This is a genomic window from Parafrankia sp. FMc2 (assembly GCF_041008525.1).
Taxonomy (GTDB): domain Bacteria; phylum Actinomycetota; class Actinomycetes; order Frankiales; family Frankiaceae; genus Parafrankia.
The window spans coordinates 15,904-27,383 of sequence record NZ_JBFLUG010000100.1; the positions used below are offsets into that span (position 1 = coordinate 15,904).

Annotated in this window: 11 protein-coding genes; 9 read left to right on the forward strand and 2 right to left on the reverse strand. The window is 73.5% G+C overall.

Annotation, left to right across the window (positions count from 1 at the left end; translation table 11 throughout):
* The first annotated feature begins 69 nt into the window (after positions 1 to 69).
* The 7 genes from AB1460_RS26365 to AB1460_RS26395 all read left to right on the forward strand — a co-directional run bounded on the left by AB1460_RS26365 (position 70) and on the right by AB1460_RS26395 (position 8,528).
* Complete coding sequence (locus AB1460_RS26365; protein ID WP_420497371.1) at positions 70 to 690, forward strand: isochorismatase family protein; 621 nt, start codon at positions 70 to 72, stop codon at positions 688 to 690.
* Complete coding sequence (locus tag AB1460_RS26370; protein WP_368964804.1) at positions 687 to 1,511, forward strand: class II aldolase/adducin family protein; 825 nt, start codon at positions 687 to 689, stop codon at positions 1,509 to 1,511. Before AB1460_RS26365 ends, AB1460_RS26370 begins: the two co-directional genes overlap by 4 nt.
* Entirely contained in the window at positions 1,508 to 2,392 is an 885-nt protein-coding gene (locus AB1460_RS26375) for an FAD binding domain-containing protein (RefSeq protein WP_368964805.1), read from the forward strand. The genes AB1460_RS26370 and AB1460_RS26375 overlap by 4 nt, the downstream gene beginning before the upstream one ends.
* Positions 2,389 to 4,890 (forward strand): xanthine dehydrogenase family protein molybdopterin-binding subunit, encoded by a 2,502-nt coding sequence (locus AB1460_RS26380; RefSeq protein WP_368964806.1) that lies wholly within the window; start codon positions 2,389 to 2,391, stop codon positions 4,888 to 4,890. Before AB1460_RS26375 ends, AB1460_RS26380 begins: the two co-directional genes overlap by 4 nt.
* Complete coding sequence (locus tag AB1460_RS26385) at positions 4,887 to 5,519, forward strand: (2Fe-2S)-binding protein (RefSeq protein WP_368964807.1); 633 nt, start codon at positions 4,887 to 4,889, stop codon at positions 5,517 to 5,519. Before AB1460_RS26380 ends, AB1460_RS26385 begins: the two co-directional genes overlap by 4 nt.
* Positions 5,516 to 7,885, forward strand: coding sequence for a xanthine dehydrogenase family protein molybdopterin-binding subunit (locus AB1460_RS26390; protein WP_368964808.1), 2,370 nt, complete (start codon positions 5,516 to 5,518; stop codon positions 7,883 to 7,885). The genes AB1460_RS26385 and AB1460_RS26390 overlap by 4 nt, the downstream gene beginning before the upstream one ends.
* 196 nt (positions 7,886 to 8,081) lie before the next feature.
* Positions 8,082 to 8,528, forward strand: coding sequence for a TIGR03668 family PPOX class F420-dependent oxidoreductase (locus AB1460_RS26395; RefSeq protein ID WP_368964813.1), 447 nt, complete (start codon positions 8,082 to 8,084; stop codon positions 8,526 to 8,528).
* A 45-nt stretch (positions 8,529 to 8,573) separates the two neighbouring features.
* Here AB1460_RS26395 and AB1460_RS26400 read toward each other — a convergent pair whose 3' ends face one another.
* The gene (locus AB1460_RS26400; RefSeq protein WP_368964809.1) at positions 8,574 to 8,810 is read right to left on the reverse strand and encodes a hypothetical protein; all 237 of its coding nucleotides are present in this window, start codon (positions 8,808 to 8,810) and stop codon (positions 8,574 to 8,576) included.
* A 182-nt stretch (positions 8,811 to 8,992) separates the two neighbouring features.
* Between AB1460_RS26400 and AB1460_RS26405 the strand changes: the two genes are divergently transcribed.
* Both AB1460_RS26405 and AB1460_RS26410 read left to right on the forward strand, forming a co-directional pair.
* The gene (locus AB1460_RS26405; protein ID WP_368964810.1) at positions 8,993 to 9,343 is read left to right on the forward strand and encodes a hypothetical protein; all 351 of its coding nucleotides are present in this window, start codon (positions 8,993 to 8,995) and stop codon (positions 9,341 to 9,343) included.
* Entirely contained in the window at positions 9,340 to 10,167 is an 828-nt protein-coding gene (locus tag AB1460_RS26410; RefSeq protein ID WP_368964811.1) for a hypothetical protein, read from the forward strand. Before AB1460_RS26405 ends, AB1460_RS26410 begins: the two co-directional genes overlap by 4 nt.
* A gap of 135 nt (positions 10,168 to 10,302) precedes the next feature.
* Here AB1460_RS26410 and AB1460_RS26415 read toward each other — a convergent pair.
* The coding region (locus AB1460_RS26415; RefSeq protein ID WP_368964812.1) for a right-handed parallel beta-helix repeat-containing protein at positions 10,303 to 11,480 on the reverse strand (1,178 nt) is incomplete at its 5' end.

An 11,480-nucleotide genomic window follows, 5' to 3' on the forward strand; every position in this document is an offset into this window, starting at 1 on the left:
GCCGGCGCCGGCGCCGGTTCGGCGCTCGCCGAGCTCGACCGGCTCCGCGCCCGGTTCGCGGCCGCCGGCATGGTCGGGCGGGTCGGCTGGGGGAGCAGCCCCGCTGTCGTCGTCGTCGACCTGATCCGTGGTTTCACCGACCCGGCCTCGCCGCTCGGCGGCGACCTGAGCGCGGTCGTCGAGGCGACCCGCGCGCTGGTCGACGCCGCCCGGCGGGCCGGGGCGCCCGTCTACTGGGCCGAGGTCGCCTACGCCGCGGACCTCAGCGACGCCGGAGTCTGGCCACGCAAGATCAGTGCCCAGCGGATCCTGGTCGAGGGCGGCGAGTGGACCCGCCTCGACGCCCGGCTCAGCCGCCGGCCCACCGAACCACGGGTCGTCAAGAAGCACGCGTCGGCGTTCCTCGGCACCGACCTCGCCACCCGGCTGCGCCGTGACGGCGTCGACACGATCCTCGTCGCCGGCTGCACGACCAGCGGCTGCGTGCGGGCCACGGTGGTGGACGGCTGCGGGCTCGGCTTCCGCCCGATCGTCGTGCGCGAGGCCGTCGGCGACCGCTCGCCGCTGGTGCACGAGGTCAGCCTGTTCGACATGGATGCCAAGTACGGCGACGTGGAAGAGCTCACCCAGGTCGTCGACATCCTGGCGGCCCGGGCCGCGGGGCTGGTGCGTGACCGGGGCGCGGCATGAGTGTGCCGGCCACCGCCGCGCCCGCGCCCACACCCGCCGGCCCCGGCCCCGGTCTCGGCCCGGGCCCCGGCACCGAGCGCCGTCCGTCCGCGGGAGCGCTCGCCGGCCTGGTCGCGACATCCTGCCGCGTGCTGGCCGCCGACGGGCAGGACCACTTCTGCTTCGGGCATGTCAGCGCCCGCGGGGCCGGCGGGAGCATCCTGGTCAAGGCGGTCGGGCCGTCGCTGGCCCGGGTCGACGCGGCCCACATCGCCGAGATCGGCCCGGACGGGGCGGTCCACACCCCTGGCCTGCGCCCGCACGAGGAGACCGCGCTGCACCTCGGCGTGTACGCCGCCCGGCCCGACGTCGGCGCCGTCGTGCACACCCATCCGCTGGCGGTGCAGAGCGCGACGACCCTCGGCCCGTTGCCCGACGGCGTCTACAGCCAGGACGAGGTGCCCTTCGCCGCCGGCCTGGCCTGGTACGACGACGCGGATCTCGTCGCTGACCGGGCCCGCGCCGAGGCGTTCGCCGAGTGCCTGGGCACCGCCCGCGGCGCACTGCTGCGGTCACACGGCCTCGTCACCGTCGGCGCGGACGTCGCGGAGGCCACAGCACTCGCCCTGCTGCTCCACCGGGCCGTCGCGGTGCGGCTCGCGGCCCTGGCGGTCGGCCAGCCGCGCCCGCTTCCGCCTGTCACCCTCGACCGGCTGTGGGGCGCCTTCGAAGCCGGCCACCGCGGCCGGATGACCGCGATCTGGGCGGATGCCTGCGCCGCGCTCGGCGCCACGGCCACGGCCACGGCCGGTGCTGGTGCCGGGCCCGAGGAGGAGCGATGAGCACAGGGAACGGCACCCGGTGGGTCCACCCGACGTCGCTCGGCGAGGCGCTCGCGGAGCTGGCCGTGCCGGGCAGCAGGCCGGCGGCGGGCTGCACCCAGCTGGCCTTCGCGCTGGCCGACCCGCGGCGGCGCCCGGACCGGCTCGTCGCCCTCGGCGGCGTCCCGGAACTGTCCGCCGTCCAGCGGATGAGCTGGGCCGACGGCCGGGGCACCCTCGTGCTCGGCAGCGCGGTCACGCACGCGCGGGCCGCGGCCGACCCGCAGGTGCGGGAAGCCGTGCCGGTGCTCGCCGACGTCTTCTCGCGGGTCGGTAACGTCCGCGTTCGCGCGATGGCCACGGTGGGCGGTGTCCTCGCCGGGGCGGTCTACGCGTGGGACCCCCCGACGGTGCTGCGCGCGCTCGGCGCCCGGGCCCGCCTGGATGGCCCGAACGGGCGACGCACCGTGCCCCTCGACGACTTCTACCCCGACCCCGGTCGCACCGTGATCGACGCCGGGGAACTGCTCACCTCGGTGGAGATCGACGTCCCGCCGCCGCGCACCGTCGGCCGCTACCTGACGCTGAAGACCCGCTCGGCCGAGGACTCGTCCTGCCTCGGTGTGGCGGCGGTGCTCGGCTTCGACCCGTCCGGCCGGTGCGTGCGGGCCCGGCTCGCGGTCGGCAGCGCGACGCCGGCGCCGGTCGGCTTCCCCGAGCTCGACGCGCTGCTGCTCGGCGAGGGCCCCGGCTCCAGCTCGGCGAAGGCTGTCGCGGACGGCTATGCGGAGCGGGTGACCTGCGTCGACGACCTGCGGGCCGGCGCCGCCTACCGGGTCGAGATGGTCCGGGTGCTCGTGCGCCGGGCGATCACCGCCGCGTTCGAGGACGGCCCGGCGTGAGTGACCCGCGAGCGAAGGTCACCGGCCGGCTGCCGCTGCTCGGCGACGGCCTCGACGGCACCGCCGGCGGCGCGGCCGACCCGGGCCCCGGCCTCCTGCATGCCCGGCTGCTCACCGCGGACGTCGCCCACGCCCGGCTCGCCGTCGACACGACCCCCGCCCGCGGGCTGCCCGGCGTCACCGCGGTGTTCTCCGGCCGCGAGCTCGAGGCCGCCCTCGGGGGACGTCCCCTGCGGTTCGGGCCGGTGCTGCGCGACCAGCCGCCGCTGGCCGTCGAACGGGTCCGGTACGCCGGCGAGCCGGTGGCGGTCGCGCTCGCCGCGGATCCCGACGACGCCGACGAGGCGCTGCGCCGCATCACGGTCACCTACGACCCGCTTCCGCTGGTCACCGACCCCATAGCCGCGCTGACCGGCGCGACCACCGATGTCGGCACGTCCGCCGTTACCGGTACGTCCGCCGTTGCCGGCACGGTGCTGCACCCGCGGGACGGCGCCCCGTCGGCGGCGTTTCCCGAGATCCGCCTCCGCCGCGGCGCGGGCACGAACCTGGTGAACCACTTCGTGATCCGCAAGGGGGACGCACCCGGCGCCCTCGCCCGCGCCGAGCACGTCTTCACCGACACGTTCACCACCCCCGCGATGCACCATGCGGCGCTGGAGAACCACGTCGCCGTCGCCGTGCCCGACGCGCAGCGGATCGTCGTCTGGTCGGCCACCCAGACGCCCTACAAGGTGCGGGTGCAGCTCGCCGAGCTGCTTGGCCTGCCCCTCGACCGGGTGGTGGTGCGCACCCTCCACCTGGGGGGTGCCTTCGGCGCCAAGTGCTACGCCAAGATCGAGCCGCTGGCCGCCTGCCTCGCCCGGGTGACGGGACGTCCCGTCCGGGTGTGCCTCGACCGCGCGCAGACGTTCACCACCATCACCCGGCACGCGACCCGCGCCACGATCGAGACCGGTGTCCGCGCCGACGGGCGTATCACCGCCCGCCGGGTCACCGCCTGGTTCGACGCCGGCGCCTACGCCGACATCAGCCCCCGAGTGATCAAGAACGGTGCCTATGGCTACGGCGGGCCGTACGACATCGCCGACATCTGGGTCGACGTCTACGCCGCCTACACCAACCGGCCGCCGGCCGGCGCGTTCCGCGGCTACGCCTCGCCGCAGGCCGCCTTCGCCTACGAGGGGCAGACCGAGCTGATCGCCCGCCGGCTCGGCGTGCCGGCCAGTCAGGTCCGGCGGGTGAACCTGCTGCGCGACGGGTCCCGCAACGTCACCGGCGAGACGATGACCGACTGCCACTACGACACCCTCCTCGACGTCGCCGAGCACGCCCTGGCTGACGGCGCCCTCGCTGGCGGCGCCCTGCCCGACGGTGCCCCGGACGCCGGCCTGGGAGGCGACGCCGATCCGCCGGTGGGCCAGTGCCTGCGCGGGCGGGGCGTGGCGCTGACCGTCAAGGGCACCAACACCCCGTCCGTCTCCCAGGCCGCGGTGCTGCTGAACCGCGACGGCAGCCTCCAGATCCTCACCAGCACCGTCGAGATGGGCCAGGGCGCCCACCTCGCGCTGACCCGGCTGGCCGCCGAAGCCCTCGGCATCGAGGAGCGGATGATCTCCGTCAGCCTGCCCGACACCGACACCACCCCGTACGACCAGCAGACCAGCTCGTCGCGCTCGACGATCGCGATGGGCGGCGCGGTCCGCGACGCCTGCGCGAACCTGCTCGGCCTGCTCACCCGGCTCGCCGCCGACCACTGCGGCGTCCCCGCCGAACAGGTGCGGGCCGGCGGCGGCCAGGTGCGGGCCGGCGCGACGTCCTACGGCTATGGCGAGCTGGTCACCGTGCTGCGCGCCGGGCAGCTGCGCTGCGAGGGGGCGTACGCCTCCCAGGGCGGCCTGGACCATGAGACCGGGCAGGGCATCGCGTCGTCCCGCTGGCATCAGGCGAGCGGCAGCGCCGAGGTCACCGTCGACGTGGAGACCGGCCGGGTCCGCGTGCTGCGCTACCACGCGGCGGTGTGGGCGGGCCGGGTCGTCAACCCGGTCGAGGCGCGGATGCAGGTCGAGGGCGCGGTGCTGCTCGGCCTCGGCTCGGCGCTCGGTGAGGAGCTCGGCCTCGGCCCGGACGGCGGGCAGGCCCAGCGCACCCTCCTCGACTACCGGCTGCCGGCCCTGACCGACCTGCCGGTGATCACCGTCGACCTGCTCGGCGGCCCCGACGACGAGATCCACGGCCTCGGCGAGACCGCCGTCCCGCCGGTGGCCCCCGCGGTCGCCGCCGCCGTCGCCGACGCGACCGGGGTCGTCATCACCGACCTCCCGCTGCGCCCGGACCGGGTGCTCGCCGCGCTGCGTGCCTCCCGCGGCTTCGCCGCGGCGGTTCCCACCAGCGGCGCGGCGGTTCCCACCAGCGGCGCGGCGGTGTTCCGGGACGACGTCCACCCGCTTCAGCTGCCCGCGGCCCAGCGGGCCGAGCACGAGAGGACTCCGCGATGACGGTCGACCGCGACCCGCGACTGCCACTGTGCCTGGTCGTGAACGACGACGAGGTCGAGGTCCGCCCACGCGGCCACCACACCCTGCTCGACGTCCTGCGCCGGGAGCTCGACCTGGTCGGCGCCCGCCCCGGCTGCACCGTCGGGGCCTGCGGATCCTGCACGGTGCTGCTCGACGACGAACCGGTCAGCTCCTGCCTGCTGCCCGCCCAGCTGGTCGGCACCCGCCACGTGCGCACCATCGAGGGCCTCGAAAGCCTCGCGGTGCCCGGCAGCCTGCACCCGGTGCAGCAGGCGTTCATCGACCACACCGCGTTCCAGTGCTCCTACTGCACCCCCGGGTTCATCCTGACCGCGACCGCGCTGCTCACCCGCGAGCCGGACGCCTCCCGCGAGCGCATCCAGGCAGAGCTCGCCGGCAATCTGTGCCGCTGCGGCAGTTACGTCAAGATCATGGACGCCGTCCTGGACGCCCGCGACCGCCTGCGAGGCCACCACGACGACGGCTCCCCGTACGACGGCTCCCCGTACGGCGGTGCTCCACACAACGGCACGGCTGACCAGCAGACGGCTGACCAGCGCGTGGCTGACCGAGGCACGCCTGACCGAGGCACGGTGGCACAACCGTGACCGGCGCGGGGACCGTGCGGACCGCCGGGCGCAGGGTGGCTGTGGGCGACGCGCGGGACCGTACCGTCGGGCGCTTCCCGTACGTCATCGACATGGTCCCGTCTGGCTGCCTGCACGCAGTGCTGGTACGCAGCCCGCATGCCCACGCCGAGATCCGTGCCGTCGACACCACCGCCGCGCGGGCCACCCCCGGCGTCGTCACCGTCGTCACCGGCGAGGACCTGCGCCGCTGGGCCGACCAGCCTGACGGGCCGTTCCCCTACTACGGCCCGGTGCTGCCCGACCGGCCGGTGCTCGCGATCGGCCGGGTCCGCTTCGCCGGCGAGCCCGTCGCCGCCGTCATCGCCCGCGACGTCGACACCGCCCGCGCCGCCGCCGCCGCGATCACCGTCGACTACGCGGTGCTGCCCGCCGTGTTCACCCCCGACGCGGCGATGGCCCCCGACGCCCCCGTCCTGCACGACCACGTGCCGACCCGGGATGTCATGACCTTCCCCGACCTCGTCCTGCACACCGAGGACGGCGGCAACGTCTGCAACCACTTCCGGCTGCGCCGCGGGGATGTCGACGCCGGGTTCGCCGCCTCCGACCACATCCTCGCGCATGAGTTCCGCACCCCCCAGCAGCAGCACGTCCCGCTCGAACCGCACGTCACGATCGCCACCGTCCGCGGGGCCGAGGTCGACATCTGGACGTCGGCCGCCTCCCCGTTCACCGTGCGCAGCCAGGTCGCGGAGACGCTGCGGCTGCCCGAGAGCCGGGTGCGGGTGCGGGTCCTCAACGTCGGCGGCGCCTACGGGGCGAAGACCTACCCGCGGCTCGAACCGCTGGTCGCCGTCCTCGCCTGGGCGGTGCGCGGACGTCCCGTGCGCGTCGAGCTGACCCGCGCCGAGGAGTTCGCCACCGTCGCCCGGCACAGCTCGGTGGTCCGCATCCGCACCGGTTTCCGCGCCGACGGGACCCTGCTCGCCCGCCGCGTCGAGGTGCTGTGGGGCGCCGGCGCCTACGCCGACATCTCCCCGCGGACCATCAAGAACGGCGGCTACAGCGCCGCCGGGCCGTACGACATCCCGAACGTCTCCATCGACTCCTACGCGGTCTACACCAACACCACCCCGTCGGGGGGGTTCCGCGGCTACGCCATCCCCCAGGTGGCCTGGGCGTACGAGAACCACACCGACCTCATCGCCGAACACCTCGACCTCGACCCCGCCGACCTGCGCCACCGCACCCTGCTCCGACCGGGGGATGCCTTCGCCACCGGCCAGGTCGTCGAGGACTTCCACCTCGCCGCCCTCCTCGACACCGCCCGCGACCGCATCGGCTGGAAACCCGGCCCGGCCGCCTCCCGGCGCGTCGTCGTCGCCCCCGGCCTCGTGCGCGGCAAGGGCGTCGCGACCATCCTCAAGACGACCGTGACGCCGTCGACGTCCACGGTGGCCCTGAAGCTGGACGAGGAGGCCAACCTCACCGTCGTCTGCTCCACCGTGGAGATCGGCCAGGGCGCGCGGACCGTCCTCGCCCAGCTCGCGGCCGACGCGACCGGCGTCCCGCTGCACCGGGTGCACGTGACCTACCCCGACTCCGCCGTCACCGCCTGGGACCAGACCACCAGCTCGTCGCGCTCCACCCTGATGATGGGCGTCGCCGTCGAACGGGCCGGCGCGAAACTGCGCGGCGAACTCGCCCGGCACGCCGGCACGCTGCTCGGCGTACCCGCCGCGGCGGTCGACGTACGCGCCGACCGGATCCGCTGCGACCTCGGCCCCGGGCTCAGCTACGCCGAACTGCTCAGCCGGACGAAACTCGGCGGCCTCACCGTCTCCGAGGTGCACGCCAGCGACGGCGGCCTCGACCCCGAAACGGGCCAGGGCGTCGTGACGCCGCACTTCTACCACGCCGCCGCGGCCGCCGAGGTCGAGGTCGACCTGGAGACCGGCGCCGTGCGCGTCGTCGACCTGCACGTCGAGTCGTACGCCGGGCGGGTCATCCACCCCACCTTCGCCGAGCTCCAGTGCGAGGGAAACGTCGCCTTCGGGGTCGGCCAGGCCCTGTCCGAGGCGATGGTGTGGGGCGGCGAGACGGGCGCGCTGCTCAACGACAGCCTGCTCGACTACCGCATCCCGTCGGTGCGCGACCTGCCGGAGACGTTCACCGTCGGGATGACCGAGGACCCCGCCGGTCCGGAGGGTGCCCGCATCCACGGCCTGGGGGAGACCGGCTCCCCGGCCGTCCCCGCCGCCATCGGCAACGCCGTCGCCGAAGCTCTCGGCACCCACATCCACGAGTTGCCCCTGCACCCCGAACGCGTCTGGGCCACCGCCCGGCACCGGCAGACCGGGTCCGGCAACGGGACCACCGGATAGCCGATCTCGCAGCCGTCGAGATCGGCATCGGCAGGCGGTTCCGACGAGGCGATGAAGGACCACTGCTGGCATCGGCACGGGCGGCCGTACGGCCGCCTCCACGAGGAAGCCCTCACCGACCTCTACGACGCCGTCAACCTGATGATGGAGTTCGTCGCGGCGCTCTGATCCTCGCCGGCCCGCTACCGTGACCGGTGTGGACCTGGGCGGCGCCGAGTCTCGCACCCGCTTCGCGGCGGCGCGGGTCGCCCGGTTGGCGACGGTCAGTGCGGCCGGCCAGCCGCATCTGGTGCCCGTCACCTTCGCACTGGACGGCGACCGGGTCGCCATCGCCGTCGACCACAAGCCGAAGCGTTCCACGGCGCTGCGGCGGCTGGCCAACATCACCGCCAACCCGCAGGTCAGCCTCCTCGTCGACCAGTACTCCGACGACTGGGACGCCCTGTGGTGGGTGCGGGCGGACGGTCACGCCCGGATCGTCGACGGGGGAGCGGAGGGTTCGCCGGCGGCGGCGCGGAGAGCGGCCGTCCGCGGCCTGGTGGCGAAGTACCAGCAGTACCAGGCCCACCCCCCGAGCGGGCCAGTGATCCTGGTGCAGATCGACACCTGGCGCGGCTGGGCGTTCACCACACCGGGGAGGTAGCCGGGCGGGAGACCCGCCCGGCGGCCCGTCCGATCGGGCTACGGGTCAGGGCACCTCGAGGTTGCCGTCGATCATCGGCAGGTGCTGGAGGTGCTTCGCGTTGGACGCGATCGCGATCAGCGCCAGGGCCTGCGCGTAGGCGACCTTCCCCGCCTCGTCGAGCGCGTCGACGTCGACGTCGGCCAGGACCTCGACGGAGAAGCGCAGATACTCCTTCGAGTCGAACTCGGTGCCGTCCCCGACCAGGGAGGGGACACGGGGTGGAAGAGCACGTTTCGCCATGCCTCCATGGTGCGGGTTCGACGAGGCCGTCGTCGCCCCGAATCGCCGGATGCGTCCCCGGTACACCCGGCGCTGATCGACAGCTGTCTGGCGGCACCCAGGCCGGTCTCTGGGCGGTGATGTCACCGGGAGAGAACGACACCACCTCCGCTAGCGTGGCGGGACTGAACGAGGGGGATCAGATGCGGCACCTGACCGGGCGGTGGCGAATCGTGGAGATGGATCTGTGGGACCAGGACGCAATCGACCTGGTTGCCCCGGGGTTCATCGAGTTCACGCCGGACGGCTTCGGCCAGCTTGGGTTCATCGCTGTCGGCGGTGATCTTGACTGCCGCACCACCATCCGGGACGGCCGGCCGTTCGTCGAGTTCAGCTGGGTCGGCGATGACGACGGCCACGAGGTGAGCGGGCGCGGCTGGGCCGCGCAGGACGCCGATGGCGCACTGAGCGGGCACCTGTACTTCCACCGGGGAGACGACTCCGGCTTCCGTGCGACGCCCCTCACCGCCGCCCAGGAGGGACGACGGCGTTGAGTTCCTACCAGTACTACGAGTTCCTCGCCGTCGATCGGCCGCTCGACGCGAAGGCGCAGGCTGAGATGCGCGCGCTGTCCAGCCGTGCGCAGATCACCGCCACCAGCTTCGTGAACGAGTACCACTGGGGCGACTTCAGCGGCAGCCCAGAACAGCTGATGCAGAGCCACTACGACGCGCATCTGTACCTGGCCGACTGGGGAACCAGACGCGTCATGTTCCGTCTGCCAACCCGCCTGCTCACCCTGAGCACGGTCGAGCCGTACTGTGTCGATAACCGGGTGACGGCTTGGGTGAAAGGCAGACACCTCGTTCTCGAACTCGTGAGCGAGGACGACGCCGGCGAGGAGGATCTCGAACCCGACGGTTTGCTTTCCTCCCTCGTCGGTGTCCGTGCCGAGCTCGCGGCCGGCGACCACCGTGGCCTCTACCCGGCCTGGCTGGCCGGCTACGGCACCTGGGAGCGCGACGAACACGCATGTGACAGCGAGGAGGACGCACACCTCGAACCACCGGTGCCCGTCGGGCTGGGAACGCTCACGGCACCCCAGCGTGCCCTGGCCGACTTTCTTCGTCTCGACGAGGACCTGCTCGCGGTCGCGGTCGAGAACAGCAGGCCCCTCGATGAGACCACCGGCGATGCCGAAGGGCTCGCCATCTGGCTGGGAAACCTGACCACGGCCGAAAAGAACCGGCTACTCCTGCGAGTGGTCACGAAGGACGCACAGACGCGCGGGCCGGCAGAGCCAGGCAGTGGTTCCGCGTGCGTGAGTCCCCGGAGCCGCGACGGGGTCAGCAGCAGGGAACCGAGTGGCGCGGCGTAACGACCTGGGTGCGCAGGCCGCGACCCCTGCTCCTGGGACCGATGGTCCTTCGGCAGGTGTCGCGGCCCGCCAGCTCGCGCGGCGTGTCTGGAACCTGGAGGGGTCAGGCACGCCGCCGGCTACCATCCGCCAGCCTTATGGAAGCTGAGCGCCCAGTGACTGGGGGTTGGTGGTCAGGCGCAGGAACCCGCCGGTCGTCGGCAGTGAACCGTCCGCTGCGCGGGCACCCCGGGCGCGGGTGTCGTCGACGCTGACGAAACTCGCGGCGCTGTAGGAGCCACCCAGCGTCCACGAGTTGCCGGCGGCGTTCGTCCCGCTGCCGATGTTCGCGGGCGTCCTGTTGTTGACCGACAGGTTCGCCCTCAGCGTCGAGGAGGACAGCGAGAAGTAGAAACCGGCCCCGCCGTTGCCGTACGCGGTGTTCGAGGTCAGCTGCAGCGTCCCGGGATTACCGTTCTCGGTGAACCCGTTGCTGGTGTTCGCCCACGCGGCGCTGGTGCGTACGACATGTGCGACGGCCGGCCGCGGGTTACTGCCACCGCCGAGCTTGAAGCCGTTCCCGTTGCCGGTGAAACCGCCGATGTTCCACCGGTTCACCCCGTTCCCGTACGCCCACGAGTTCTCGATCGTCACCGGGCTGGTGTAGGCCCACAGGTCGAGGCCGTCGTCGGAGTTGTTGAAGACCCGGACGTTGCGCACGATGTTCCCGGTGCCCGAGCCGAACTTGACGCCGATGCCGTCCGCGTTCTGGCCGCCGGTCGCGTTGTCGTGGTTGTCATGGCTGTCGACGTTCTCGATGAGGTTGTCGCTGGTGCCCTGACCGGTCAGGTCGAGGCCGGTGTTCTGGTTGTCGTGGATGTCGAGGTGCCGGAACCTCGTGTGGTGCACCGTCTGCGCGTACAACGCCTGCTGGGGTGAGTTCCGCAGCTCGAGGTTCTCGAAGTCCCAGTAGGACGCGGTGGTGATGATCAGCTTGGTGGTGGAGGGCAGCCGGCTGCCGTCGAGCACGGCGTGTTCGTTGCCGTACGACGTCAGGACGATGCGGTTCGCGGCCGTCCCGCTGTTCGTGATGCCGATCCTGGCGGTCGGCTGGTACACCCCGGCGCGCAGGGCGATGACGTCCCCGGGACGCGCCGCGCTGACCGCGCGCTGCACCGTGGCGAAGGGGGCGGCGAGTGTGCCCTGGGCCGAGTCGTTTCCGGTGGGGGAGACGACGATCGTCGGGGTCAGGGTCCCCGCGGCGCCGCCGCCGGGCGGTGGGGACGCCGGCGGGCTGGGCGGCGTGGTGCCGGCGGGGGGCGTGGTGCCGGCGG

Excerpts from the sequence above, each read along its gene's own strand:
- AB1460_RS26365 (WP_420497371.1), top strand. The coding sequence starts at position 70 with ATGGTCGGGCGGGTCGGCTGGGGGAGCAGCCCCGCTGTCGTCGTCGTC.
- AB1460_RS26370 (WP_368964804.1), top strand. The coding sequence starts at position 687 with ATGAGTGTGCCGGCCACCGCCGCGCCCGCGCCCACACCCGCCGGCCCC.
- AB1460_RS26375 (WP_368964805.1), top strand. The coding sequence starts at position 1,508 with ATGAGCACAGGGAACGGCACCCGGTGGGTCCACCCGACGTCGCTCGGC.
- AB1460_RS26385 (WP_368964807.1), top strand. The coding sequence starts at position 4,887 with ATGACGGTCGACCGCGACCCGCGACTGCCACTGTGCCTGGTCGTGAAC.
- AB1460_RS26400 (WP_368964809.1), bottom strand. The coding sequence starts at position 8,810 with ATGGCGAAACGTGCTCTTCCACCCCGTGTCCCCTCCCTGGTCGGGGAC.
- AB1460_RS26405 (WP_368964810.1), top strand. The coding sequence starts at position 8,993 with ATGCGGCACCTGACCGGGCGGTGGCGAATCGTGGAGATGGATCTGTGG.